The organism is Burkholderia sp. AU18528 (genome assembly GCF_002223215.2).
GTDB lineage: Bacteria > Pseudomonadota > Gammaproteobacteria > Burkholderiales > Burkholderiaceae > Burkholderia > Burkholderia semiarida.
In genome coordinates this window covers 37,680-63,316 of the sequence record NZ_NKFC02000005.1, presented here as the reverse complement: position 1 = coordinate 63,316, position 25,637 = coordinate 37,680, and the positions used below count along the sequence as shown (strand labels likewise).

The 25,637-nt window shown below is 67.7% G+C and carries 25 protein-coding genes; 11 read left to right on the top strand and 14 right to left on the bottom strand.

All coding sequences use genetic code 11. From position 1 onward, the window contains the following. Window positions 1–106 precede the first annotated feature (106 nt). From CFB52_RS11775 to CFB52_RS11755, 5 genes are all read left to right on the top strand, one after another. Window positions 107–724, top strand: a complete 618-nt coding sequence (locus CFB52_RS11775) for a DUF4126 domain-containing protein (RefSeq protein WP_060312073.1) — start codon at window positions 107–109, stop codon at window positions 722–724. Continuing rightward, on the top strand, window positions 721–3,336 hold the full coding sequence (locus CFB52_RS11770) for an ABC transporter permease (RefSeq protein WP_180278205.1): 2,616 nt from the start codon (window positions 721–723) through the stop codon (window positions 3,334–3,336). The genes CFB52_RS11775 and CFB52_RS11770 overlap by 4 nt, the downstream gene beginning before the upstream one ends. A gap of 43 nt (window positions 3,337–3,379) precedes the next feature. Then, window positions 3,380–3,790 (top strand): group II truncated hemoglobin, encoded by a 411-nt coding sequence (locus tag CFB52_RS11765; RefSeq protein WP_059583648.1) that lies wholly within the window; start codon window positions 3,380–3,382, stop codon window positions 3,788–3,790. Window positions 3,791–3,894: 104 nt separating this feature from the next. Then, window positions 3,895–4,626, top strand: coding sequence for an alanyl-tRNA editing protein (locus CFB52_RS11760; RefSeq protein ID WP_059583647.1), 732 nt, complete (start codon window positions 3,895–3,897; stop codon window positions 4,624–4,626). Continuing rightward, on the top strand, window positions 4,623–5,240 hold the full coding sequence (locus CFB52_RS11755; protein WP_059583645.1) for a DUF924 family protein: 618 nt from the start codon (window positions 4,623–4,625) through the stop codon (window positions 5,238–5,240). Before CFB52_RS11760 ends, CFB52_RS11755 begins: the two co-directional genes overlap by 4 nt. Window positions 5,241–5,411: 171 nt before the next feature. Here CFB52_RS11755 and CFB52_RS11750 read toward each other — a convergent pair whose 3' ends face one another. The 11 genes from CFB52_RS11750 to CFB52_RS11700 all read right to left on the bottom strand — a co-directional run bounded on the left by CFB52_RS11750 (window position 5,412) and on the right by CFB52_RS11700 (window position 14,910). Next, window positions 5,412–7,304, bottom strand: a complete 1,893-nt coding sequence (locus CFB52_RS11750) for a glycosyltransferase family 39 protein (RefSeq protein ID WP_099316666.1) — start codon at window positions 7,302–7,304, stop codon at window positions 5,412–5,414. Window positions 7,305–7,531: 227 nt separating this feature from the next. Next, window positions 7,532–8,293 (bottom strand): SDR family oxidoreductase, encoded by a 762-nt coding sequence (locus CFB52_RS11745; RefSeq protein WP_059583641.1) that lies wholly within the window; start codon window positions 8,291–8,293, stop codon window positions 7,532–7,534. 22 nt (window positions 8,294–8,315) lie between these two features. Next, on the bottom strand, window positions 8,316–8,897 hold the full coding sequence (locus tag CFB52_RS11740; RefSeq protein WP_099316665.1) for a TIGR00730 family Rossman fold protein: 582 nt from the start codon (window positions 8,895–8,897) through the stop codon (window positions 8,316–8,318). Further along, window positions 8,894–9,652, bottom strand: a complete 759-nt coding sequence (locus tag CFB52_RS11735) for a TetR/AcrR family transcriptional regulator (protein ID WP_059583638.1) — start codon at window positions 9,650–9,652, stop codon at window positions 8,894–8,896. The genes CFB52_RS11740 and CFB52_RS11735 overlap by 4 nt, the downstream gene beginning before the upstream one ends. A 201-nt stretch (window positions 9,653–9,853) precedes the next feature. Beyond that, window positions 9,854–10,390, bottom strand: a complete 537-nt coding sequence (locus tag CFB52_RS11730) for a diacylglycerol kinase (protein ID WP_059583636.1) — start codon at window positions 10,388–10,390, stop codon at window positions 9,854–9,856. Next, on the bottom strand, window positions 10,387–11,421 hold the full coding sequence (locus CFB52_RS11725; RefSeq protein WP_099316664.1) for a glycosyltransferase family 1 protein: 1,035 nt from the start codon (window positions 11,419–11,421) through the stop codon (window positions 10,387–10,389). The genes CFB52_RS11730 and CFB52_RS11725 overlap by 4 nt, the downstream gene beginning before the upstream one ends. Before the next feature lie 28 nt (window positions 11,422–11,449). Beyond that, window positions 11,450–12,388: a UDP-2,3-diacylglucosamine diphosphatase gene (locus CFB52_RS11720; protein WP_059583633.1), complete on the bottom strand. Its 939-nt coding sequence runs from the start codon at window positions 12,386–12,388 to the stop codon at window positions 11,450–11,452. A gap of 226 nt (window positions 12,389–12,614) precedes the next feature. Then, window positions 12,615–13,121 (bottom strand): RDD family protein, encoded by a 507-nt coding sequence (locus CFB52_RS11715; RefSeq protein WP_099316663.1) that lies wholly within the window; start codon window positions 13,119–13,121, stop codon window positions 12,615–12,617. A 6-nt stretch (window positions 13,122–13,127) separates the two neighbouring features. Then, window positions 13,128–13,889, bottom strand: coding sequence for a DUF3106 domain-containing protein (locus CFB52_RS11710; RefSeq protein WP_099316662.1), 762 nt, complete (start codon window positions 13,887–13,889; stop codon window positions 13,128–13,130). A gap of 26 nt (window positions 13,890–13,915) precedes the next feature. Next, window positions 13,916–14,350, bottom strand: coding sequence for a DUF3619 family protein (locus CFB52_RS11705; protein ID WP_099316661.1), 435 nt, complete (start codon window positions 14,348–14,350; stop codon window positions 13,916–13,918). After that, window positions 14,347–14,910: an RNA polymerase sigma factor gene (locus tag CFB52_RS11700; RefSeq protein ID WP_059583625.1), complete on the bottom strand. Its 564-nt coding sequence runs from the start codon at window positions 14,908–14,910 to the stop codon at window positions 14,347–14,349. Before CFB52_RS11700 ends, CFB52_RS11705 begins: the two co-directional genes overlap by 4 nt. Window positions 14,911–15,265: 355 nt before the next feature. Between CFB52_RS11700 and CFB52_RS11695 the strand changes: the two genes are divergently transcribed. The 6 genes from CFB52_RS11695 to CFB52_RS11665 all read left to right on the top strand — a co-directional run bounded on the left by CFB52_RS11695 (window position 15,266) and on the right by CFB52_RS11665 (window position 22,262). Continuing rightward, a complete protein-coding gene (locus tag CFB52_RS11695) occupies window positions 15,266–17,029 on the top strand; it encodes an acetolactate synthase 3 catalytic subunit (RefSeq protein WP_059583623.1) in 1,764 nt (587 codons plus the stop codon). Window positions 17,030–17,140: 111 nt separating this feature from the next. Further along, complete coding sequence (gene ilvN / locus CFB52_RS11690) at window positions 17,141–17,632, top strand: acetolactate synthase small subunit (protein WP_006398781.1); 492 nt, start codon at window positions 17,141–17,143, stop codon at window positions 17,630–17,632. Between the two features lie 88 nt (window positions 17,633–17,720). Continuing rightward, window positions 17,721–18,737 (top strand): ketol-acid reductoisomerase, encoded by a 1,017-nt coding sequence (gene ilvC, locus CFB52_RS11685; protein WP_099316660.1) that lies wholly within the window; start codon window positions 17,721–17,723, stop codon window positions 18,735–18,737. 127 nt (window positions 18,738–18,864) lie between these two features. Continuing rightward, entirely contained in the window at window positions 18,865–19,509 is a 645-nt protein-coding gene (locus tag CFB52_RS11680) for a phosphatidylserine decarboxylase (RefSeq protein ID WP_006491035.1), read from the top strand. Between the two features lie 15 nt (window positions 19,510–19,524). Beyond that, window positions 19,525–20,397, top strand: coding sequence for a CDP-diacylglycerol--serine O-phosphatidyltransferase (pssA, locus tag CFB52_RS11675; protein ID WP_059583621.1), 873 nt, complete (start codon window positions 19,525–19,527; stop codon window positions 20,395–20,397). Between the two features lie 320 nt (window positions 20,398–20,717). Continuing rightward, entirely contained in the window at window positions 20,718–22,262 is a 1,545-nt protein-coding gene (locus CFB52_RS11665; protein ID WP_060312095.1) for a 2-isopropylmalate synthase, read from the top strand. A gap of 74 nt (window positions 22,263–22,336) precedes the next feature. On the opposite strand, the gene CFB52_RS11660 is transcribed toward CFB52_RS11665, so the two are convergent. The 3 genes from CFB52_RS11660 to CFB52_RS11650 form a co-directional block, all read right to left on the bottom strand. After that, window positions 22,337–23,887: a SulP family inorganic anion transporter gene (locus tag CFB52_RS11660; RefSeq protein WP_059583618.1), complete on the bottom strand. Its 1,551-nt coding sequence runs from the start codon at window positions 23,885–23,887 to the stop codon at window positions 22,337–22,339. Window positions 23,888–23,927: 40 nt separating this feature from the next. Continuing rightward, on the bottom strand, window positions 23,928–24,581 hold the full coding sequence (locus CFB52_RS11655; protein ID WP_059646593.1) for a carbonic anhydrase: 654 nt from the start codon (window positions 24,579–24,581) through the stop codon (window positions 23,928–23,930). Between the two features lie 381 nt (window positions 24,582–24,962). Next, the gene (locus tag CFB52_RS11650; RefSeq protein ID WP_059583614.1) at window positions 24,963–25,475 is read right to left on the bottom strand and encodes a hypothetical protein; all 513 of its coding nucleotides are present in this window, start codon (window positions 25,473–25,475) and stop codon (window positions 24,963–24,965) included. Window positions 25,476–25,637 lie beyond the last annotated feature (162 nt).

The window sequence follows — 25,637 nt, the reverse complement described above, 5'->3', positions numbered from 1 at the left end:
GTGCCTGTCGCGGCACGCGGTGCCGGTCGCCACGCGCCGCGCGGCCAGTCTGTCCGACCCGATGCGGTCAATCGGCAAAACGCACGGAAAGTGCAAGGAGAGGGCCATGATCGAAGCCATTTCCCTCGGCGCGGGGCTCGCGTGGGCGAGCGGCCTGCGCCTGTACCTGACGGTGCTGATCGCCGGCGTGCTGGCGCGGTTCGGCTGGCTCCATCTGCCCGACACGCTGGCCGTGCTGATGTCGCCATGGGTCATCGGCGCCGCTGCCGTGCTCGCCGTGACCGAATTCCTTGCCGACAAGATCCCCGCGTTCGACTCGCTGTGGGATGCCGTGCATACCTTCATTCGCATTCCGGCCGGCGCCGTGCTCGCGGCCGGCGCGCTCGGCCATGCCGATCCGACCATGCTGGCGGTCGCGGGGCTGGCCGGCGGCTCGCTCGCCGGCGCCGCGCACGTGGCGAAGGCCGGCACGCGCGCGCTGATCAACCTGTCTCCCGAACCGATTTCGAACTGGTTCGCGTCGTCGACCGAGGACGGTCTCGTGGTCGGCGGGCTCGCGCTCGCCTTCTTCGTTCCGCTCGCGTTCCTCGTGCTGCTTGCCGCGTTCATCGTGGCGTCGGCGTGGGCACTGCCGCGCCTGTGGCGCGGCGTGTCGGGCGGCTTCCGCGGAATGGCGAACCACATGGTGTCGCGGCTCAATTCGATCGGAGGGAAACGCGATTGAAGGGGCCGCAACACGCGGCGCAGCCGCCGGCCGGGCCCTCCGGCCATGACGGGCGCGTGCATGGCGGCCGCTTCGGCCTGCGCGACCTGATCCACCAGGCTGCCCGGATGACCGCGCGCGACTGGCGCGCGGGCGAACTGACGCTGCTGGTCCTCGCACTGGTGCTCGCGGTCGCGGCGCTGACGAGCGTCGGCTTTCTCGCCGACCGCCTGCGCCAGGGGCTCGAGCGCGACGCGCGCCAGATGCTCGGCGCCGATTTCGTCGTGCGCGCCGATCGTCCCGTCGATCCGTCGTTCGACCGGCAGGCCCGCGCGCTCGGTCTGCGTACCGCGACGACCGCCATCTTCCCGAGCATGATCGCGTCCGCCGCGGGCGCGCAGGCCGCCGATGCGGCGCCGTCGCGCCTTGCGGCCGTGAAGGCCGTGTCGCCCGGCTATCCGCTGCGCGGCGCGGTCGAGATCCTGCCGGCCGGCGCGGCCGTCGCGCACAAGGCGGCCGCGATTCCCGCGCCCGGCACCGTTTGGGCCGATCCGGCGCTGCTCGACGCGCTGCACCTGAAGGCGGGCGATACGGTGCGCGTCGGGCTGCGCACGTTCACGGTCGCCGCGGCGATCACCCGCGAACTCGATCGCGGCTTTTCGTTCGTCAATTTTTCGCCGCGGCTGATGATGCGCGCGGACGAACTCGCCGCGACCGGGCTCACGGGCTACGGCAGCCGCGTCACGTACCGGCTGCTGGTCGCCGGCGACGCACCGGCCGTCGCGCGCTTCGAGTCGTATGCGCATGCGCGCGTCGACGGCGGGAAGCTGCGCGGCGTCGGGCTCGAATCGTTGCGGGAAGGGCAGCCGCAGGTGCGGCAGACGCTGGATCGCGCACGTCATTTCCTGACGCTCGTCGCGTTGCTGACCGCGCTGCTCGCGGCGGTCGCGATCGCGATGGCCGCGCAGCGCTACATGCGGCGCCATCTCGACGGATGCGCGACGATGCGCTGCCTCGGCGTGAGCCGCCGCACGCTCGGCGCGCTGTTCGCGCTCGAATTCGCGGGCGTCGGCATCGTGTCGGGCGCCGCGGGCGCGGTGCTCGGCTATGGCGGGCACTGGGCGTTGCTGGCCGCGCTCGGCAGCCTGATCGACGTCGTGCTGCCGCCGCCGACCGTGTGGCCGGCGCTGATCGGCATGGGCGCGGCGCTCGTGCTGTTGCTCGGTTTCGCGCTGCCGCCGCTCGTGCCGCTCACGCGCGTGCCGCCGGTGCGCGTGCTGCGGCGCGAGTGGGGCGATGCGTCGCGCACCGCGTGGGCCGCGTATGCGGTCGGCGTCGTGCTGTTCGCGGCGCTGCTGATCGTGGCCGCCGGCAACCTGAAGCTTGGCCTGATCGTCGCGGGCGGCTTTGCCGGCGCGCTGGTCGGGTTCGCGCTGATCGCCCGGCTCGTGCTGTTCGCCGCCGCGCGCGCGGTGCGCAACGCGCGCGTGGCCGCGGGCGTCGGCTGGCGTTACGCGCTGGCGTCGCTGCACCGGCGCGGCACGGCCAGCGCGCTGCAGATCACCGCGCTCGCGCTCGGCCTGATGTGCCTGCTGCTGATCGCGATCACGCGCAACGACCTCGTGGCGGGCTGGCGGCAGTCGACGCCGCCCGATGCGCCGAACCAGTTCCTGATCGACATCCAGCCCGACCAGCGCGCCGATGTCGCCGCCTATCTGGCCGCGCACGGCGTGCGCGACGTGGTGCCCGCGCCGATGGTGCGCGGCCGCCTCGTCGCGATCAACGGCAAGCCGGTGAATCCGGACGCGTACCCGTCGGAAGAGGCGCGCCGGCTCGTCGATCGCGAATTCAACCTGTCGTACACGACCGAATTGCCGTCCGACAACCGGATCGTCGAAGGCGACTGGTTCGGCACCGCGGCCACGCCGCAGATCTCGATCGAAGCCGGCCTCGCGAAGACGCTGAACGTGAAACCGGGCGACACGCTGCGCTTCGACGTGACGGGGCTGACGGTCGACGCACCGATCACGAGCGTGCGCAAGCTCGACTGGGGCTCGTTCCGCGTCAACTTCTTCGTGCTGATGCCGCCGCCGGTGCTGAAGGATTTCCCGGCCGTCTACCTGACGAGCTTCCATCTGCCCGCATCGAATGCCGCGCTGCTCGATCCGTTGATCGCGCGCTATCCGAACCTGACCGCGATCGACGTCGCGCCGATCCTCGCGCAGTTGCAGCGCATGATGCTGCAGGTGGTCGGCGCGGTGCAGTTCCTGTTCGCGTTCACGCTCGCGGCGGGCGTGCTGGTGCTGTACACGGCGCTTGCCGGCTCGCGCGACGAGCGCGTGCGCGAGGCCGCGCTGCTGCGCGCGCTCGGCGCGTCGCGCGCGCAGGTCAATGCGGTGCAGCGCGCCGAATTCGTCGTGGTCGGCACGCTGGCCGGCGCACTCGCGTCGGCGGGCGCGATCGCGGTCGGCTGGGTGCTCGCGTCGCGCGTGTTCGACTTCCAGCTTGCCGTCGATCCATGGCTCGTGCCGGCCGGCGTCGCGGCCGGTGTCGTCTGCGCGGCTGCGGCCGGCTGGCTGAGCCTGCATAATGTGTTGCGGCGCCCCGCGCTGCAGTCGCTGCGCGACGCCTGAGCGTCGCCCGCGGCCCCGAAGATTCCGTTTCCCGACTATCCGTATGACCGATGTGAATGACGACGCGCCGTCGCAGCCGACGGCGTTCGAGCTCGTGGGCGGCGAAGCCCGCGTGCGCGAAATGGTGGACCGCTTCTACGACCTGATGGACCTCGAGCCCGAGTTCGCGCAGATTCGCGCGCTGCACCCGCCGTCGCTCGATGGGTCGCGCGACAAGCTGTTCTGGTTCCTGTGCGGCTGGCTCGGCGGCCCCGACCACTACATCGGCCGGTTCGGCCATCCGCGGCTGCGCGCGCGGCACCTGCCGTTCCCGATCGCATCGGTCGAGCGCGACCAGTGGCTGCGCTGCATGGCGTGGGCGATGGAGGACGTCGGGCTGGCGGAGCCGCTGCGCGAGCGGCTCATGCACTCGTTCTACGACACGGCGGACTGGATGCGCAACCGGCCCGGTTGATCGACCGGTACGCCGCTGCCCGCGCGCGGGACGATCTGCGTCTGGGCGCCCGTGCGGCCCGGCGCGACACTGGCCGTTTCCCCCATCGATTCGAGGCTCGCCCGATGACGACACAAGCGCTGTTTCGCGAAGACGCGTACCTCACGCAATGCGAGGCGATCGTCCAGGCCGTCGGCGACGACGGCATCCGGCTCGACCGCACGGTGTTCTATCCGCTCGGCGGCGGCCAGGCCGGCGACGCCGGTACGCTCACGCTGCCCGACGGCAGCACGATCGCGATCGCCGACACGCGCAAGGCGAAGTTCGACGGCGCGACGCCCGACGACGCCGTCCATGTGCCGGCACCGGGCCAGGCGGCGAGCGTCGCGACGCTCGCTCCCGGCACGCGCGTGGTCGCGCAGATCGACTGGCTGCGCCGCTACCGGCACATGCGCCTGCATACGGCCGCGCATCTGATGTGCGCGGTGCTGCCGTACGCGGTCGACGGCTGCAGCGTGACGGCCGACTACGTGCGGCTCGATTTCGCGACGTCCGAGTCGATCGACCGCGACGACGTCGAGCGGCGCCTCGCGGGCTTCGTCGCCGGTGCGCATCCGGTCACGACCGAATGGATCACCGACGACGAGATGGCCCAACGGCCCGAACTCGTGCGCACGATGAGCGTGAAGCCGCCGATGGGCCTCGGCCGCGTGCGGCTGCTGCGCATCGAAAACGTCGACCTGCAGCCGTGCGGCGGCACGCATGTGCGCAACACGTCCGAAATCGGCGGGCTGCGGGTCGCGAAACTGGAAAAGAAGAGCGCGCGCACACGGCGCCTCGTACTGGAGTTTGCATGACGATCGATACCGGGAAGGCGGGCGCGGCAGCGCTCGATCCGCAGGCACGGGAGATTCTCGATTTCTGGTTCGGCGAGCCGGGCTCGGCCGAATTCGGGCAGAACCGCAAGATCTGGTTCAACGGCGGCGCGGCGTTCGACGACGTGCTGCGCACGCGTTACGGCGCGCTGCTCGACGCCGCGTGCGACGGCGCCTGCGATCACTGGGCCGATTCGCCGTCGGGCGCGCTGGCGTTGATCGTCGTGCTCGACCAGTTCTCGCGCAACATCCATCGTGGCACGCCGCGCGCGTTTGCCGCCGATCCGAAGGCGCTCGCGCTCGCCCGCCGCGTCGTCGCGGCCGGCTGGGACGCGCGGTTGCCGAGCGGGCATCACCGTGCGTTCGCATATCTGCCGTTCGAGCACGACGAGTCGCTCGAGAGCCAGCGCGAGGCCGTGCGCCTGTGCGCGGGCATCCGCGACGAGGCCGGGTGCGAGAGCTATCACCGCTTCGCGTTGCTGCATGCGGCCGTCGTCGAGCGCTTCGGCCGCTTTCCGCACCGGAACGCGATTCTCGGTCGCGCGTCGACCGACGAGGAAACGGCGTTTCTGCGGGAGCCCGGCTCGTCGTTTTGATGATTCGGAGGTTGGCGGGATGAGGAGAGGGCGCGGCGAACCCTGGGACGCATGCGGGTTCGTGCCGGCGCCGGTGTTGCAAAAGGCTGCGCACCGGCCGGACGGCTGAGCGCGGCGCGCGCCGAAGAGGAAAGTGAAGGCGGGCAGGACGGCGCATCGCGCCGCCCTGTGTCACTGCGGATGCTGTTCGGGCGTGCGCACGTAGACGCGCAGCAGCTCCTCGTTGTCGCCCGGGCGGGCGCCGGCCCAGAACAGCTTCCATTCATTGCCGGGCGCCGGATCGACGGCCCGCACGCCCTGCACGATCATCCACGTGCAGCGCGTCGTCTTCGCGTCGTCGATCGGCGTGTGCTGGATGCCGGAGAAGTAGTACAGCATCGGCGCTTCCGATTCGCCGAGCCCGTGCAGGCTCGCCATGCAGTCGCCGTCGTTCCATTCGAGCGCGAGATGCGCGTTCAGGTCGTCGAACACCGAGCGGTAGCTCTTCGCGACATCGAGCCACGGCAGCAGCAGCGTATAGACGAGCCCCCACGCGACGAGCGCGCCGGCGCCCCACGACAGCGCGCCGCGCCACAGGCCCGTCGTGCGCAGCTTCGGCAGCAGCGTCAGCCAGCCGACCGTCAGCGCGAGCGCGCCGGTCACGAGCGCGGGCTGGATCGGCATCGTCCAGTCGAGCGGCAGCCAGCGGCCGAGCAGCGCGAGATCGGCGCGCGACGCGGCCGGATCGGCCATCACCGCCCAGATCGCCCATGCCAGCGCGACGACCGTGCCGAACAGGATGCGGCTCAGGTAGTCCCACGCGAAATGCACGCGGCGCGGCAGGCGGTCGATCGCCTGCGCGGCGACCAGCGCGAGCGGCGCGAAGAACGGCAGGATGTAAAGCTGGCGCGACGTCGCGGACACTTGCAGCACGACGAGCGCGATGCCGGCGAACAGCACGGGCAGCGCGATGCGCGGCGCACGCCAGTCGCGCCATGCACCGCGCGCGAGCGCGACGATCGCAAGCGGTGCGACCGGGAAGCCGACCAGCAGGAACGCGCGCAGGATAAAGAACGGCTTGTCGTTTTCCGCGCCGAGTTCGGGGACGGAGAAACCGAAGAAGCGCCCGACGTTGTTGTCCCAGAACCACGTCATGAACAGCGTTTCCGAGCGCAGGAACAGCGCGGTCGGCCAGATCAGCGCGAACGGCGCGAACACGAGCGCGGCGACGCCGAGCGCGCGTGCGAACGCGCGGGTGCGGCAGGCCGGGTAGAGCGCCAGCGTGCAGACCAGCGTGGCCGCGAACACGAGCGGCACGAACAGCCCTTTCGCCATCAGCGCGATGCCGACGCCCGCGCCGAAGAGCGGCGCGGCCCAGCGGCCGGCCGGATGCGGCGGCAGCCCGTGCCGCATCTGCTGTGCGCGCGCGACGTGCTGCATCACGAGTTCGAGCAGCCCGCAGAATCCCATCGCCGTGCCGGCAAACAGCGCGACGTCCGTCATCATGTCGTGCACGTGCTTGATGACGACGAGCGTGCTCGCGCTCAGCACGACCGGGCCGAGCACGCGCAGGTCGAACCACGTGTCCGACCGGCTGGCCACGCGGGCCGCGCGCGCGATGAAACCGAACGCGAGCGCGGCGAACAGGGCGCTTGCCAGGCGTGCCGCGTCGTGCAGCGGCATCACGCGCTGCAGCAGCCACGCGAGGCTCGTCGCGACCCACGCGTAGAGCGGCGGTTTTTCCATGAACGGCAGGCCGGCATTGGTCGGCACGACGAAGTCGCCGGTCTCGAGCATGTGCTGGATGATGCCGAACGTGTAGGTTTCGTCCTGTTTCCACGGATCGTGCCCGAGCACGCCGGGCAGCGTGTACGCGCACACCAGTGCGGCGACGAACAGCCACGCGCGCCAGCCGAGCGGCAGCGAGCGCTCGCGTGGCGGGCTGATCGCGGCGGTCGAGGCGGCGACGGGCGTGCCGGCGGCGTCCAGCGTCGCGATGGCGTCGGTATCGGCGGTCGAGCGGGTGTGCGCGGACGAGGCGGGCACGGGCGTGCGTCGCCGGCCGGGCGCTGCGGTTCCAGGCATGGAAAAGATCTCGGGTCGAGTCGAGCCGGTCCGGCGACATGGGCTGGACCGATTAGCGGCTACATTCGGGTAACGGACAGCGTGTTCAGGACACCTGTCTGGATGTCCGCTAGTAGAGCACGGAATTGTTACGAATGTTTACTGAAACTGTCACGGAATTGTGGAGATTTGTGGCGCCGTGACGAAGGGGCGTTTGTGACCGCCGTATTGTTGCGCCGCGCGTCAGCTCAGCGGCCGCCGCCGACGTCGAGCAGCGCGCCCGTCGTGTAGGACGCCGCATCGCCGAGCAGCCAGACGATCGCCTCGGCGATCTCCTGCGCTTCGCCGGCGCGGCCGAGCGGCGTCTGCGCGCCGAGGCGGGCCGCACGGCCCGGCTGGCCGCCGCTGGCGTGAATGTCGGTCTCGATCAGGCCGGGGCGCACCGCGTTGACGCGTACGCCGTGCGGGCCCAGTTCCTTGGCCAGGCCGATCGTCAGCGAATCGACCGCGCCTTTCGAGCCCGCGTAGTCGACGTACTCGTTCGGCGAGCCGAGCCGCGACGCGATCGACGACACGTTGACGATCGCGCCGCCGCGCCCGCCGCGGTCGGTGGACAGCCGGCGCGCGGCTTCGCGGGCGCACAGGTACGCGCCGAGCACGTTGGTATCGAACATCCGCCGCAGCCGGTCGACCGGCATGTCGGCGAGCGGCATCGACGGCGCGACGATGCCCGCATTGTTGACGAGCGCGTCGAGCCGCCCGAACGCCTCCGCGACGGTATCGAACATCGCGACGACGTCCGCCTCGTTCGCGACATCGCCCGCGACGATGCACGCGCGGCCGCCCGCGTCGCGCACGGCCTGCGCGGTCAGTTCGGCGGCCGCCGCGTCGCGCGCGTAGTTGATGCCGACGTCCCAGCCGCGCTCGGCGGCGAGCACGGCGGTCGCGCGGCCGATGCCGCGGCTCGCGCCGGTGATGAGGACGGCCTTGCGGTCGGACGGTGCGGTCATCGCGTGCGGTTTCCGGTGAAGGTTACTTCGCTGCGTCGGGCGCCCACTTGTCGCGGGCGGGCGGCTGGTAGCGGCGCAGCCGCTCGATCAGCGCGACGGGCTCCGATTCGACGCACAGCGCGTCGAAATAGGCCGGCCGCATGAAGCCTTCGTCGACCGTATGGCGCAGCAGCGCGATCAGTGGATCGTAGAACGAAGCGATGTTGTAGAGCGCGACGGGCTTGCGGTGATAGCCGAGCTGCGCCCACGTGTAGACCTCGAAGAGCTCCTCGAGCGTGCCTGCGCCGCCGGGCATCGCGACGAACGCGTCGGAGAGGTCGGCCATCATTTTCTTGCGATGATGCATGTCGGGCACGACGTGCAGTTCCGACAGCCCCGTATGGCCGACTTCCTTGTCGACGAGCAGCTCGGGGATCACGCCGACCGCACGGCCGCCGGCCGCCATCACTTCGTCGGCGATCACACCCATCAGGCCGACGCGGCCGCCGCCGTACACGAGCGTGAGACCTGCGTCGACGAGCGCGCGGCCGAACGCGCGCGCGGCATCGGCGTAGACGGGGCGCACGCCGGACGACGAGCCGCAGTAAACGCAGACCGCCTTCATTGCTTCGCGTCCTTGGCGGGGGCCGGGCCGGTGGCGACGGGGCTGCCGGCCGGGCGCGGCGAACCGTCGCGCGGGGGCAGGTAATCGGTGAACTGGCGCTTGGGCAGCTTGCCGGAGACGAGATCGTCGAACAGCTGGCGCGAACGGCCGCGCAGGTACGGCGCCATGATCGAGATCACGTGCATGCTCACCTGGTGCAGCTCTTCGCGGATCGCGTCCTGGTCGTTGTACTTGCGCGGATGCATCACGTACTGGTACGACAGCCAGTACGTCGAGATCACCGCCATGTTGGTGGCGATGACTTCGATCTCGGCGGGCGTCGCGACCATTTCGGCATCGGAGACGAGCAGTTCGCACATGTCGTGCGCGAAGCGCACCTTGTGGCTGATGATCTGCTTGAAGTGCGTCTCGAGCGTGCGGTTGCGGGCGAGCAGGTCGTTGAGGTCGCGATACAGGAACCGGTAGGTCCACATGAAATCGGCCATGTACTGCAGGTACGACCAGGTTTCGTCGATCGTCGGACGGTGATCTTCGGGGAAGCGCAGCCGCCGTTCGATCTGCTGCTCGAACTGCGCGAAGATGCTGTTGATGATGTCGTCCTTGTTGCGGAAATGGTAGTACAGGTTGCCTGGACTGATTTCCATTTCCTCGGCGATCGTCGTGGTGGTGACGTTCGGTTCGCCGATCTCGTTGAAGAGTTTCAACGACAACTCGAGAATCCGTTCGCGGGTGCGGCGGGGAGGTTTCGCTTCCATGTCGTCCGGCCCTGTGTGTGCCGGACTGGCGGGCGCTGCAATCGATGCTGCGTGATTCGTCCGGCGCGGGTTGCTGTTCTATGTCTGGCCGACGATTATAAACCGGGGTTTCGCCCCATCGGGGCATTTCGTGAGCGCGGCCGCCGCGCGGCGCATGGTGCAGCGCCGCACGCGGGCGGCGGGAAAGAGGCCCGCCGGTTGCTAGAAGCCGAGCCAGCGTGCGACGACCGGTCCGAGCACGAAGCCCCACGTCGTCACGCATGCGAACAGCGCGACCGTCACGGCCGCGCTGCCGAGGTCCTTCGCGCGCTTCGAGAGTTCGTGACGCTCGAGCGAGATGCGGTCGATCGCGGCTTCGACGCTCGAGTTCAGCAGCTCGACGATCAGCACCAGCAGCACCGAGCCGATCAGCAGCGCGCGCGACGCGGCCGGCACCGGCGCGAACGCGCCGATCGGCAGCATCAGCGCGGCGAGCGTGAGCTCCTGGCGAAACGCGCTCTCCTCGCGGATCGCGACGCGAAAGCCGTTCAGCGAATGCTTGAGCGCGAACCACGCGCGCGTGATGCCGCGGTGGCGCTTGTACGGGTTCGGCGGCAGCGGCGCGAGCCGATCGTCGGGGCCGAGCGGCTCGTGCGTGTGCGCGTCGGCGTCGGCGTGCGGCTCTTCCTCGTCGAACGGGCGGTGCCGTGGCGGCGTCGCGGCGGGGGGCGGAATCTTGTCGTTCAGGTCTCGTTTCAAACGGCGGCACCTTCGGCTGGCGAGTACGCGGTCTTCGGCAGCGGCTTCAGATGCGACGCGAACTGCTCGGATGCCGCGCGCCACGAGAAGCGTTCGGCCCACGCGCGCGCAGTCGTGCGTTCGATCTTCAGCGCCTCGAGGCAGGCTTCCTGCAGGTCCTCGTGCATCGCGCCGGCATGGCCTTCGCCGAGCACGTCGATCGGGCCCGTGACGGGATACGCGGCCACCGGCGTGCCGCAGGCGAGGGCTTCGAGCAGCACGAGGCCGAACGTGTCGGTGCGACTCGGAAACACGAACACGTCGGCCGCAGCATACACCTTCGCGAGCTCCGTCTGTGACAGCACGCCGAGATAGTTCGCTTCCGGGTAGCGCGACTTGAGCTCCGCGAGCGCGGGGCCTTCGCCCGCGACCCACTTCGAGCCGGGCAGGTCGAGGCGCAGGAACGCCTCGACGTTCTTCTCGATCGCGACGCGGCCCACGTACAGGAAGATCGGCCGCGCGGTATTGAGCACCTTCGACTCCATCGGCCGGAAGATGTCGAGATCGACGCCGCGGGTCCACAGCACCACGTTCGTGAAGCCGAATTTCTCGAGGTCCTGTTTGACGACCGGCGTCGGCGCCATCACCGCGAGCGACGGGCCGTGGAACCAGTGCAGGAAGCGGTAGGTCGCGGCGAGCGGAATGCCGAAGCGCGCCTGCACGTATTCCGGAAAGCGCGTGTGGTACGCGGTCGTATACGGCAGCTTGCGGGCGCGCGCATAGCGCCGTGCGGCGAGGCCGAGCGGGCCTTCGGTCGCGATGTGCAGCGCGTCGGGTGCGAACGCATCGATCCGTGCGCGCAGCTTGCGGTACGGCAGGATCGACAGGCGGATCTCGGGGTAGGTCGGGCAGGGCACCGTGCGGAATTCCAGCGGCGTGAGCAGTTCGACGCGGTGGCCGAGCGCCGCGAGTTCGCGCGACGTGCTCTTCAGCGTGCGCACGACGCCGTTGACCTGCGGTTCCCACGCGTCGGTGACGATCATGATCTTCATCGCGGCATGTCCTGTAAGTTGGGTTGTGTCAGGCAGCGGCCTTGGCCTTGCGCGACGTGGCTTCCGACGGCGCGGTGCGCATCACCGTCCAGTAGACGATCTTCAGTTCGCCTTCCATCGTTTCGACGAGCGCGGACAGGCTTTCGACCCAGTCGCCGTCGTTGCAGTACAGCACGCCGTCGATGTCGCGGATCTCCGCCTTGTGGATATGGCCGCACACGACGCCGTCGCAGCCGCGGCGGCGCGCCTCGTCGGTCATCACGGTCTCGAACTGCGAGATGAAGTTGACCGCGTTCTTGACCTGGTGCTTCAGGTACTGCGACAGCGACCAGTACTGGAAACCGAGCCGGCTGCGGATCCGGTTGAACCAGCGGTTCAGCACGAGGATCAGCGTGTAGAGCGTGTCGCCGAGGTAGGCCAGCCATTTCGCGTGCTGGATCACGCCGTCGAACAGGTCGCCGTGCACGATCCACAAACGTTTGCCCGCGAGCGTCGTGTGGAACGCCTCGCCGCGCACCTGGATGTCGCCGAACGCGAGATCGCAGAACTGCCGCGCGCCTTCGTCGTGGTTGCCGGGGATGTAGACGACCTGCGTGCCCTTGCGCGCCTTGCGCAGGATCTTCTGCACGACGTCGTTGTGCGCCTGCGGCCAGTACCAGCCTTTCTTCAACTGCCAGCCGTCGATGATGTCGCCGACGAGGTACAGGTATTCCGAGTCGTTGTGACGCAGGAAATCCAGCAGGTAGGGCGCCTGGCAGCCGCTCGAGCCGAGGTGGATGTCGGACAGCCAGATGGTGCGGTAGCGGTGGGCGGACGGCTCGGGATCCTCGTGTTGCGTGGTGTGCGCGACGGGCGGCTGTTGGGACGCCACGCCGTCGGTTGCCCCCGTGCCGGACAGGAACGCAGTGGCGGCGCGGGCGCCGATGGGGTGGCGAAACAGTGAGGTCGCGGACGTTTTCTGGCCCATGCATGACTCGCGCCGGTTGACATTACCGGCATTCCGCCATGCGGGCGTGACTGTGCCGTGACAGTCACGAGACGTTCTTATTACGACCGTCGACGGGTGTTTAGCCGTGAATGAACGGACGTTGCGTAATCTCCCGCACTGAACGGCTGAGGCTTGTCCGGTCAGGCCAGCCCGGCTGGATGAAGCGGCGCCGGACGAACGGCTTTCGTCTGCTGAATGCGGCGCGTCAGCGCGGCAGGGCGACGACGCGTGTGCGGGCGATGCGGTCGTGCGGGAACTGGCGGCCAGCGTGCAGCCGCGCGGCGCCGGCCCACACGACGATCCACGCGGCGGTAAGCGCGAGCGTGACGGGTACCGACAGGCCGAGGAGCGGGTGCAGCGCGAGCGGCGGCAGGAACCACAGCCAGCCGAGCACGTAGCGGACGAGCGCGTGGCCGGCGCTCAGCGGCCGGCCGCTCGACGATTCGAGCCGCAGCCGCCAGGTTTTCATCGGCAGCGTCTGGCCGCCGTGCGTCCAGAACCACACGAAATACGCGCCGACGACGAGCGCGATCCACGCGGCAAGCAGGTTGTGATGGACGAGGCCGTTGCGTTGCTGCGTCGCGAGGCTGAACACGAGCCCGGCGAAGAATACGACGCCGAACAGCAGCACGCCTTCGTAGAGCAGCGCGGCGAGGCGCCGCCGTACGGACGGCGCGGCGGCCGGGGGCTCGGGCGCGCGGACCTTCGCCACGGCCGCTCAGGAGCCCTTGAACAGCGACGGCGCATCGGCCGGCGACACCGGCGCCACGGCAGGCGGTGCGGATGCGGCGCCGGACGTCGACGATGCAGGCGCCGGCAGCGCGGCCGCGCTGGCCGAGGCGGGCGCCGGGGCGGCGGCCGCGCCGCTGGCCGGATGTTCGTGCGCATTGACGAGGCGGCGGACGTCGCGGTCGGCGACGGTCGGCGGCGCGCTGACGACACTCGGCCTGCGGCGGCGCTCGGCGGCGGCCAGCCGTTCCTTCTGCTCCTCGGGGAGCTGCTGGTAGGCCTTCCATGCGCGCTCGCGCGCCTGCGCCGACAACTCCTTCGCGCTCTGGTAGTTCTCGCGCGCGACGCGGCGTTGCTCGGGCGTCATCTTCGCCCATTCGGTCATCCGTTCCTGCAGGCGCTTCTGGTCATCCGGCGACAACTTCGCGAAACGTGATGCGATCTTCAGCCATTTTCGTTTGCGGGCGTCGCTGAAGCCGTCCCACTGGTCGGCGAACGGGGCGAGGGCCGCGTGCTGGGCCGGCGTGAGGCGCGCCCACGACAGCGGGCCGGCGGCGGCCGGCAGCGGCAGGGGCAGCGGGGGGAGGTCGGTGGTCAGCCCGGTCGCCGCCGACGCCGGCGCGGCGGGGCTGGTGGTCGCGACGGGCGCCGTCGCCGGGGCCGGGTGGAATCGGGAATACGTGGCGACGTAGGAAACGGCGATCGCGATCACGCATCCGAAAAATACGGCCAGGCCGCGCTTCTGACTCACCCGTGCGATCCCCTCGTTATTGTCTGTCAGTGAGCGCGCGACAGATACGCGTTGAACCCGTGGTCGAGATACGCGTTGAGCGGCAGATCGTCGCTGAGCATCGCCGCGTCGATGTCGGCGAGCTCGGCGGTGCGCTGCATGTCTTCCCAGTACGCGATGCCGACGAGCCCCGCCAGCAGCAGCGCGAGCGGCCATGCACGCAGCAGGCGACGGGCGAACGACGCGGACGTGCGGCCGGCCGGCGGGCGGTTCGCGGGCGTCGAGCCGTAGGCGCCGGCCGCGCCGGCGAAGGCCGGCACGAACACCGGCGCGCTCGCGGCTTCGGGCTTCTTGCGCGCGAGCGCCGCCCGACGGGCGACGGCCAGCCGATCGGTGGTCGCGGCAGGCAGCGCGGCCGCGCGCTCGTCCAGCGCGCGGCGCACCTTCAGCGCGAATTCGTGTTCTCGGTTTGCGGAGCTCATAGCGTGATTCCTTTGGCCTTGAGCGCTTGCGCCAGGGTGTGAGTGGCCCGCGAGCAGTGCGTCTTGACGCTGCCCTCGGAGCACCCCATTGCGGCGGCAGTCTCGGCGACATCCATATCTTCCCAATAACGCATCAGGAACGCTTCCCGTTGACGCGCCGGAAGCTTCTGGATTTCTTCGTCGATCAGGGCCAGAACCTGCTCTCGTTCGAGGCGGTGCTCGCTGCTCTCGACGCCCGCGTTGTCGTCCGCGGATTCGAGCGTTTCGAGCGGGTCGAAGTCTTCGTCGTCGGTGCTGTTCAGCGACGAGAACAGCGTGACCCACGTGTTGCGGACCTTCTGCCGCCGGAACCAGTCGTGGATCGCGTTCTGCAGGATCCGCTGAAAGAGCAGCGGCAGCTCGGCCGCCGGCCGGTCGCCGTACTTTTCCGCGAGCTTGATCATCGCGTCCTGCACGATGTCGAGCGATGCATCGTCGTCACGCACGGCGTACGCGGCCTGCTTGAACGCGCGCCTTTCGACGCCCGCCAGAAAGTCGGCGAGTTCCTTGTCTGATGCCATTCCGTGAAGGTATGCGCTGCGGCCCGCTGCGTGGTGAAAAAGGTCGAAAAATTTCGTAAAACCCGCGGATGCTATCAAATTTTCATGCGACTTGGCACCGGATCGGGCGCCGCACGTTGCGCGCCAACCGCGCCGGTCGGGCGCCGGGCGGCGCGCATGATGCGCTGCGGGATATTTTTCTTGACGAGCTAATCACGACCCGCTATCGTCAGCGATTCGCAACATGAAGTGATGGTCTCATTTGAGGCTGGCCCAAGAAGCCCGCCCTTCAAACTGGACGCGCCGCTTGAACCCGAGCCACAAGCCCGGCAGAGAGCACCCGATCAATTTTTTGCCGAAAATTCGAAAGGTCGAAATGAACATGCCCAGCGCGGAATTCTCCACGTCGGAACCCCTTTCCCCTCCCGATAGCGACTCCATCGGCGGCACCGTGCTCATGAAGGCACTGGCCGACGAAAACGTCGAATTCATCTGGGGCTACCCCGGCGGCTCGGTTCTCTATATCTACGACGAGCTGTACAAGCAGGACAAGATTCAGCACGTGCTGGTGCGCCATGAACAGGCGGCCGTGCACGCAGCCGATGCGTATGCGCGCTCCACCGGCAATGTCGGCGTCTGTCTCGTGACGTCGGGCCCCGGTGTCACCAACGCGGTGACCGGCATCGCGACGGCCTACATGGATTCGATCCCGATGGTCGTGATCAGCGGCCAGGTGCCGACGGCCGCGATCGGCCAGGATGCCTTCCAGGAATGCGACACCGTTGGCATCACGCGTCCGTGCGTGAAGCACAACTTCCTCGTGAAGGACGTGCGCGACCTCGCGGAAACCGTCAAGAAGGCGTTCTATATCGCCCGCACCGGCCGTCCGGGCCCCGTGCTGATCGACATCCCGAAGGACATCTCGAAGACGCCGTGCCAGTACGAGCCGATCAAGAGCGTGTCGCTGCGTTCGTACAACCCCGTCACGAAGGGCCATTCGGGCCAGATCCGCAAGGCCGTGTCGCTGCTGCTGTCGGCCAAGCGTCCGTACATCTACACGGGTGGCGGCATCATCCTCGCCGACGCGTCGCGTGAGCTGAACCAGTTCGCGGACCTGCTCGGCTACCCGGTCACGAACACGCTGATGGGCCTCGGCGGCTATCGCGCGTCGGACAGGAAATTCCTCGGCATGCTCGGCATGCACGGCACCTACGAAGCGAACATGGCGATGCAGCATTGCGACGTGCTGATCGCGATCGGCGCCCGCTTCGACGACCGCGTGATCGGCGACCCGGCGCACTTCGCGTCGCGCCCGCGCAAGATCATTCACATCGACATCGACCCGTCGTCGATCTCGAAGCGCGTGAAGGTCGACATCCCGATCGTCGGCGACGTGAAGGAAGTGCTGAAGGAACTGATCGAGCAACTGCAGACGGCCGAGCATGGCCCCGACACCGAGGCGCTCGCGCAATGGTGGAAGGACATCGAGGGCTGGCGCGCGAAGGACTGCCTGAAGTACGACCGCGAAAGCGAGATCATCAAGCCGCAGTACGTGGTCGAGAAGGCGTGGGAGCTGACGGACGGCAATGCGTTCGTGTGCTCGGACGTCGGCCAGCACCAGATGTGGGCCGCGCAGTTCTACCGTTTCAACAAGCCGCGTCGCTGGATCAACTCCGGCGGCCTCGGCACGATGGGCTTCGGGCTGCCGGCGGCGATGGGCGTGAAGATGGCCCATCCGGACGACGACGTGCTGTGCATCACGGGCGAAGGCTCGATCCAGATGTGCATCCAGGAACTGTCGACCTGCCTGCAGTACGACACGCCCGTGAAGATCATTTCGCTGAACAACCGCTATCTCGGCATGGTCCGCCAGTGGCAGCAGATCGAATACAGCAAGCGCTATTCGCATTCGTACATGGATGCGCTGCCTGACTTCGTGAAGCTCGCCGAAGCGTACGGCCACGTCGGCATGCGGATCGAAAAGACTTCGGATGTGGAGCCGGCGCTGAAGGAAGCGCTGCGCCTGAAGGACCGCACCGTGTTTCTCGACTTCCAGACCGATCCGACCGAAAACGTCTGGCCGATGGTACAGGCCGGCAAGGGCATCACCGAGATGCTGCTCGGATCGGAAGATCTGTAACGGCGCGACGCGCGCTCGGGCCCGATGCGGCCGCCTTCACGAAGGGCGGTGCGGCACGCGGCGGCGCGCGGCGCGAGTGAATCGACACGGCACATTCTGGAAGAAGCGAACATGAGACACATCATTTCCGTCCTGCTGGAGAACGAACCGGGCGCGCTGTCGCGCGTGGTCGGCCTGTTTTCCGCACGCGGCTACAACATTGAAACCTTGACGGTGGCGCCGACCGAAGACCAATCGCTGTCGCGGCTCACCATCGTTTCCATCGGCTCCGACGACGTGATCGAACAGATCACGAAGCATCTGAACCGCCTGATCGAGGTGGTGAAAGTGGTGGACCTGACCGACGGTGCACACATCGAACGCGAGCTGATGCTGATCAAGGTACGTGCAGTGGGCAAGGAGCGCGAAGAAATGAAGCGGATGTCGGATATTTTCCGCGGCCGCATCATCGACGTGACCGAGAAGACCTACACGATCGAATTGACGGGCGCGAGCGACAAGCTCGACGCATTCATCCAGGGGCTGGACGCGGGCGCGATCCTCGAGACCGTGCGCACCGGCAGCTCAGGCATCGGGCGCGGCGAGCGCATCCTCAAGGTGTGATGCCGACGCCGGGTGCGCCGTCATGTCCCGGCCCGCAGTACTCCATCCGAACGAATTGTTGAATTTTTGAATTAGCGAAGGAACCATCATGAACGTTTTCTACGACAAAGACGCCGACCTCTCCCTCATCAAGGGCAAGCAAGTCACGATCATCGGCTACGGCTCGCAAGGCCATGCACACGCGCTGAACCTGAAGGACAGCGGCGTGAACGTGACGGTCGGCCTGCGCAAGGGCGGCGCGTCGTGGAGCAAGGCCGAGAACGCCGGCCTGTCGGTCAAGGAAGTCGCCGAAGCGGTGAAGGGCGCGGACGTCGTCATGATGCTGCTGCCGGACGAGCAGATCGCCGACGTGTACGCGAAGGAAGTGCACGGGAACATCAAGCAGGGCGCGGCGCTCGCGTTCGCGCACGGCTTCAACGTCCACTACGGCCAGGTGATCCCGCGCGCCGACCTCGACGTGATCATGATCGCGCCGAAGGCGCCGGGCCACACCGTGCGCGGCACGTACTCGCAAGGTGGCGGCGTGCCGCACCTGATCGCGGTGGCGCAGAACAAGTCGGGCGCGGCGCGCGACATCGCGCTGTCGTATGCGGCGGCGAACGGCGGCGGCCGTGCCGGCATCATCGAGACGAACTTCCGTGAAGAAACCGAAACCGACCTGTTCGGCGAGCAGGCTGTGCTGTGCGGCGGTACCGTCGAGCTGATCAAGGCCGGTTTCGAGACGCTGGTCGAAGCCGGCTACGCGCCGGAAATGGCGTACTTCGAGTGCCTGCACGAACTGAAGCTGATCGTCGACCTGATCTACGAAGGCGGCATCGCGAACATGAACTACTCGATCTCGAACAACGCCGAATACGGCGAGTACGTGACGGGCCCGCGCGTCGTCACGGAAGAGACGAAGAAGGCGATGAAGCAGTGCCTGACCGACATCCAGACGGGCGAGTACGCGAAGAGCTTCATTCTCGAGAACAAGGCGGGCGCCCCGACGCTGCAGTCGCGCCGCCGCCTGACGGCCGAGCACCAGATCGAGCAGGTCGGTGCGAAGCTGCGCGCGATGATGCCGTGGATCGCGAAGAACAAGCTCGTCGACCAGACGAAGAACTAAGCGCGCCGTGCCGTTCCGGCCCTTCGAATGGAGGGTCGGCATCAAAAAGCCGTCCGAAGGCAGCAGTGCCCCGGGCGGCTTTTGCTATGCTACATGCTTTGCAATTCACCGAACACAGAACGAATCCATGAACTATCCTCATCCGATCATCGCGCGCGAAGGCTGGCCGTTCATCGCGATTGCAGCCGTCATCGCGCTGTTGATCCATGCCGTCGGGGGCTTCGGCTTCGCGTGGCCGTTCTGGCTGCTGCTCGTCTTCGTCGTCCAGTTCTTCCGCGATCCGCAGCGCCCGATCCCGGCGCAGCCGAACGCGGTGCTGTGTCCGGCGGACGGCCGCATCGTCGCGGTCGAGACCGCGCAGGATCCGTACGCGAACCGCGAAGCGCTGAAGATCAGCGTGTTCATGAATGTCTTCAATGTTCATTCGCAGCGTTCGCCGGTCGATGGCGCGATCAGCAAGGTCGAATACTTCCCGGGCGCGTTCCTGAACGCGGCGATCGACAAGGCGTCGACCGAGAACGAGCGCAATGCGGTCGTGATCCAGACGGCGAGCGGCAAGACGGTCACCTCGGTGCAGATCGCCGGCCTGATCGCCCGCCGGATTCTCTGCTACGTCCGTGCCGGCGAGCCGCTGTCGCGCGGCCAGCGCTACGGGTTCATCCGCTTCGGTTCGCGCGTCGACGTGTACCTGCCGCTCGGCAGCCGCGCGAAGGTGTCGATCGGCGAGAAGGTCTACGCGTCGTCGACGATCCTCGCCGAGCTCGAACAGTAACCGGCGGGGCGCACGATGGCCGCATTCAAACCGCGTCGGCCGCGCAACGGCGCCGGCCAGACGCCACGCCCGTTCCGCCGCAACAAGGTGATGGCGCCGGATTCGGCGCCCATCGAGAGCCGCCGCGCCGCGCGCCAGCGGTTCCTGAAGACGCGCGGCATCTACCTGCTGCCGAATGCATTCACGACCGCCGCGCTGTTCTGCGGCTTCTTCGCGGTCGTGCAGGCAATGAACGTGCGCTTCGAGATCGCCGCGATCGCGATTTTCGTCGCGATGGTGCTCGACGGGATGGACGGGCGCGTCGCGCGCATGACGCATACGCAGAGTGCGTTCGGCGAACAATTCGACAGTCTGTCGGACATGGTGTCGTTCGGCGTCGCGCCCGCGCTCGTGATGTACGAGTGGGTGCTGAAGGATCTCGGCCGCTGGGGCTGGCTCGCCGCGTTCGTCTATTGCTCGGGCGCCGCGCTGCGCCTTGCGCGCTTCAACACGAACATCGGCGTGGTCGACAAGCGCTTCTTCCAGGGGCTGCCGAGCCCGGCCGCGGCCGCGCTGATCGCGGGCTTCGTGTGGCTCGCGACAGACAACCGCGTGCCGATGAAGCTCGGCTGGCTGCCGTGGGTCGCGTTCGTGCTGACGATCTACGCGGGCGTGACGATGGTGTCGAACGCGCCGTTCTACAGCGGCAAGGCGCTCGACGTGCGCCACCGCGTGCCGTTCGCGGCGATCCTGCTGGTCGTCGTCGCGTTCGTGCTCGTGTCCTCCGATCCGCCGCTGATGCTGTTCTGCCTGTTCGTGCTGTACGGGCTGTCCGGCTACGTGTTCTGGGCCTACATGGCCGTGCGCGGGCGGGCGAACCCGGCGCGCTCGTCGCAGCGCGAGCACTGACGCCGACACGCGATTTGCCCGGAAACGGCGGCCTCGGGGCCGCCGTTTCCATTTGCCCCTTTTTCTAGTCGGGCCGCGCCGATTCCCGGGTGCCGTCCGATTGCGCGGCCAACGGAATGTCGCTATAGTCTTTGGCATGACTGCATTTCCCCGCCTCTCCCTCCTTCTAGCCGGTGCGCCGCTACGCGCGCTAGCTTCGGCGCGCCTGCCGCGCTGACCGTTCTCGCCCTCCGTCAAGCCTCGTCTGTTGTTGAGCGTCGCCAGCGGTGGCGCGATCTCGTTACGTTTGACTTCCGTATAAAAGAGCCCTGGAGCCCCCCATGACAGACAAGCTGATCATTTTCGATACGACGTTGCGTGACGGCGAGCAATCGCCCGGCGCGTCGATGACGAAAGAAGAGAAAATCCGCATCGCGAAGCACCTCGAGCGGATGAAGGTCGACGTGATCGAGGCCGGCTTCGCCGCCAGCTCGAACGGCGATTTCGACGCGATCCACACGATCGCCGGTCTCGTGAAGGACAGCACGATCTGCTCGCTGGCTCGGGCCAACGACAAGGACATCCAGCGCGCGGCCGACGCGCTGAAGCCGGCCAACAGCTCGCGGATCCACACGTTCATCGCGACGTCGCCGCTGCACATGGAGAAGAAGCTGCGGATGACGCCGGACCAGGTGTTCGAGCAGGCGCGTCTCGCGGTGCGTTTCGCGCGCAAGTTCACCGACAACGTCGAATTCTCGCCGGAAGACGGCAGCCGTTCGGATCTCGATTTCCTGTGCCGCGTGCTGGAAGCCGTGATCGCGGAAGGCGCGACGACGATCAACATTGCCGACACGGTCGGCTATGGCGTGCCGGAGCTGTACGGCAACCTCGTGAAGACGCTGCGCGAGCGCATTCCGAACTCGGACAAGGCGATCTTCTCGGTGCATTGCCACAACGACCTCGGGATGGCGGTGGCGAACTCGCTCGCCGGCGTGAAGATCGGCGGTGCGCGCCAGATCGAGTGCACGATCAACGGCCTCGGCGAGCGCGCGGGCAATACGTCGCTCGAAGAAATCGTGATGGCCGTGAAGACCCGCAAGGACTACTTCGGTCTCGACGTCGGCATCGACACGACGCAGATCGTACCGACGTCGAAGCTCGTGTCGCAGATCACCGGTTTCGTCGTGCAGCCGAACAAGGCGGTGGTCGGCGCGAACGCGTTCGCGCACGCGTCGGGCATTCACCAGGACGGCGTGCTGAAGGCGCGCGACACCTACGAGATCATGCGCGCGGAAGACGTGGGCTGGACCGCGAACAAGATCGTGCTCGGCAAGCTGTCGGGCCGCAACGCGTTCAAGCAGCGGCTGCAGGAGCTCGGCGTATCGCTCGACAGCGAAGCCGAATTGAATGCCGCGTTCATGCGCTTCAAGGATCTGGCCGACCGCAAGGCGGAGATCTTCGACGAGGACATCATCGCGATCGTGTCCGAGGAATCGGCGCTCGCGCACGAGCAGGAGCACTTCAAGTTCGTGTCGCTGTCGCAGCGTTCGGAGACGGGCGAGCAACCGCAGGCGAAAATCGTGTTCGCGGTCGAAGGCAAGGAAGTGACCGGTGAAGCGCGCGGCAACGGCCCGGTCGACGCGACGTTCAATGCGATCGAGGGCGAAGTCGGCAGCGGGTCCGAGCTGCTGCTGTACTCGGTGAACGCGATCACGACCGGCACGCAGGCGCAGGGCGAAGTGACGGTCCGGCTGTCGAAGAGCGGGCGGATCGTCAACGGCGTCGGCACCGATCCGGATATCGTCGCCGCGTCCGCGAAGGCGTACATTTCCGCGCTGAACAAGCTGCACTCGAAGGACGACAAGGTCAATCCGCAGCGCTCGTAAGCGCGGCGCAGGACGCAGCCTCGAAACGCCCCGTGCGGCCCTGCGCCGCCGGGGCGTTTGTTTTCATTGGCCGCTCATTCGGCGGCCGGCGCGCGGAACAGCCAGCGGCGGGCGGCCGCGCGCGGCGCGGGGTTGCGCCGGCGGAACTCCACCGCGATCCCGCGCCGCGGCGCATCGGCGACGAACGCGTCGAGCAGCTCGAGCACGTCGTGGTCGATGTAGTCGGCGCGGGTTGCGTCGATGATCACGGCCGCCCGGTCCGGAATGTGTCGCAGGTGGTGCTTGACCTGCACCTTGCCCAGAAACGACACGTCCTTGCGGAACGACAGCAGGAAGTGGTCGTCGTGCTGCGCGAGCGTGACGGGGCTCTTCAGGTTCGCGACGGCCACGGCCAGCACGCTGCACGCGAGGCCGAGCGCGATGCCGAACAGCAGGTCGACCGCCAGCACGCCGACGATCGTCGCCGCGAACGGTGCGAACGCGGCCGGGCCTTGCTTCATGACCGAGCGGAACAGCGCCGGTTTCGCGAGCTTCATGCCGGTGTGGATCAGGATCGCGGCCAGGCTCGCGAGCGGGATCAGGTTGATCAGGCCGGTGAGCGCGAACACGCTCGCGAGCAGCAGGATCCCGTGCACGATCGCGGACATCCGGCTTTGCGCGCCGGCGTTGACGTTGGCCGAACTACGCACGATCACCGACGTGATCGGCAGGCCGCCGACGGCGCCCGCGACAAGGTTGCCGACGCCCTGTGCCTTCAGCTCGCGATCGGGCTGCGTCGGACGTCGCTTCGGATCGATCTGTTCGACCGCCTCGAGGCACAGCAGCGTCTCGAGGCTCGCGACGACCGCAAGCGTGATCGCCACGCGCCATACGTCCGGATTCAGCAGTTGCGCGAAGTTCGGGCCGAGTTCCGCATGCTTGAGCGATGCCGCGAGCGCCGCAAACGAGTCGAACTCGGGCAGCGTGACGCGATGGGCGGCGCCCGGTGCGGCTGCCGGAGCGACCATGCCGAGCACGAGCGTCGCGCCGATGCCGAGCACGACGACCGCGAGCGGGGCGGGTACCGAGCGTACCCACGCGAAGCGCTTGAGCGCCGGCGTGTCCCACGCGATCAGCAGCGCCAGCGACACGAGCGCGATCGCCGTGGCGGCCCATGCGGTCGGCAAATGCAGCCAGTTCGCAAACGATTGCGCGGCCGGGCCGCCGATGCCGAATGCGAACGGAAGCTGCTTCACGATCAGCAGCAGGCCGATCGCGGCGAGCATGCCCTTGATGACGGGCGACGGCACGTAGGCGGCGAAGCGGCCGGCGCGCAGCATGCCGAACCCGAACTGCAGCACGCCGGACAGCAGCACCGCGAGCAGGAACGCGGAGAAGCTGCCGAGCTGCGCGATCCCTTCGACGACGATCACGACGAGGCCGGCGGCCGGCCCGCTGACGGACAGGGACGAGCCGCTCAGCAGCGCGACGACGATGCCGCCGACGATGCCCGATACGAGCCCGGCGAACGGTTCGACGCCGGAGGCGTTGGCGATGCCGAGGCAGAGCGGCAGCGCGACGAGAAAAACGACGATGCCGGCGACGATGTCGCGCGGCAAGGTGGACAGGCGCTCGTTCAGTTTCATGATTGGGGTGATTTCGTTGACATGGAGGGCAGGGCGCGGGTCAACCGAGCGCGACGGCCGTCGCGGCAGGCTCGGGCTCGGCTTCGGCTTCGGCTTCGGCCGGCGATGGCGCATAGCCGGAATCGAGTTCCTTCAGGTGGCCGTCGGCGAGCGAGAAGATCCAGCCGTGCACGAGCGGCGGCCGTTCGCGCCCGCGCACGATCGGCGACGCACGCAGCAGCCGCACCTGTTCGAGCACGTTCAGCTCGGCGAGGCGATCGGCGGCAGCCATGTCGTCGAGCCCGTCGAGCGTATCGCGATGGCGCCGCGCGAGCGCGCAGAGCGGCGCGATGCGGCGCGCGACGTGCGGCAGGTCGGCAGGCGGCGGCAGCAGCGATGCGCGCACGCCGCCGCACCCGTAGTGCCCGCACACGATCACGTGGTCGACCTTCAACACCCGCACCGCGTACTCGAGCACGCTGGCGGAATTGTCGTCGTCCGGGTGGAACAGGTTCGCGATGTTGCGATGGACGAACAGCTCGCCGGGCGCGCAGTGCGTGATGGTCTCGGCCGGCACGCGGCTGTCGGCGCAGCCGATCCACAGTACGCGCGGATTCTGGCCGCGTGCGAGCGCGTCGAAGAAGCCGGGCGTGTGTTCGCGCGTCTCGCGGGCCCAGGCAATGTTGGCAACCAGCATGCTCTTGGGGCGATTCATGAGGACTCCTTTTTGATCAAGGCAAATAAATATCGAGCGAAATGGCGCAGTCGCATTCTTTCTAAATTGAAAGGTTCGATTTCGACTGATATTAGGGGTATGCCCTAGCACTCGGGGTGGGTTGAAACAAATTGTTTCAAATTGATTGGGCGTAGTGCATTGCCTGCACCAGTGCGACGCATGACATGCACTGGCTATGCCTATTTAGCTCAAGCGCCCGCATGACGGGGCGTTCAGCGTATTGCCATCGGAATATTAACGATCGGAAAAGTTTTCCGTCTTATTCCTGAAATTAAATAACGCAGCGGAAAAAATGAAATGGCCATTCGGCAATCATTCGTGAATGGCCATTGCGACAATTGCGTGTCGATGCGCAATCGGTCAGAACAGGGTGCGGCGATCGGGATCGTGCAGCGGGTCCGGCGTTTTCTGCGTGGTGCGCAGGATGCCCTGCGGATCGAAGTAGAAGCTGTACATCATGTACCAGACGTTGTCCTCGAGATACCGGTACGTCCATACCTCGCGCTTCATCAGCGGGAAGTAGGAGGTCTCGACCGGGCGCCCGAAATTGACGAGGACGTCGGTTTTCGTCCACTTGCCGATCTCCGCGCGATAGAACTCGCTCGGCTGCAGCACCTGGCGCACGTTGACGATCCGGTGGGCGGCATCGACGTCGGCCGCGATCGTGATCTCGCCCATCGGCTGGGTCGGCCACATCAGGCGCTTGCCGCCGCCGGGCAGGTCGTAGATCTCACGCGGCGGGCCCATGCGCGCGACGATCGCCGACTCGTCCTGGCCGGCCTGGTATTGCTGCCACGGTTGCGCGCAACCGGCCAGCAGCGCGGCGGCGCAGGCGGCGAGCACCGGCAGGCGCGCGGGAATGCGAATGCGCATCGGATTCTCCAGAACACGGAAACAGGTCCCGTTTTATCACGGACGGCGCGCGATCGCGCATCGGCAGGAAAAAATCGATGCGGATCGGGCCCGCCGCGCTTGCGGGCGGCCGGCGCACCGGCCTATGATCCGCGCTTCTCGGGCAGATTGAAGGGCAGGTGG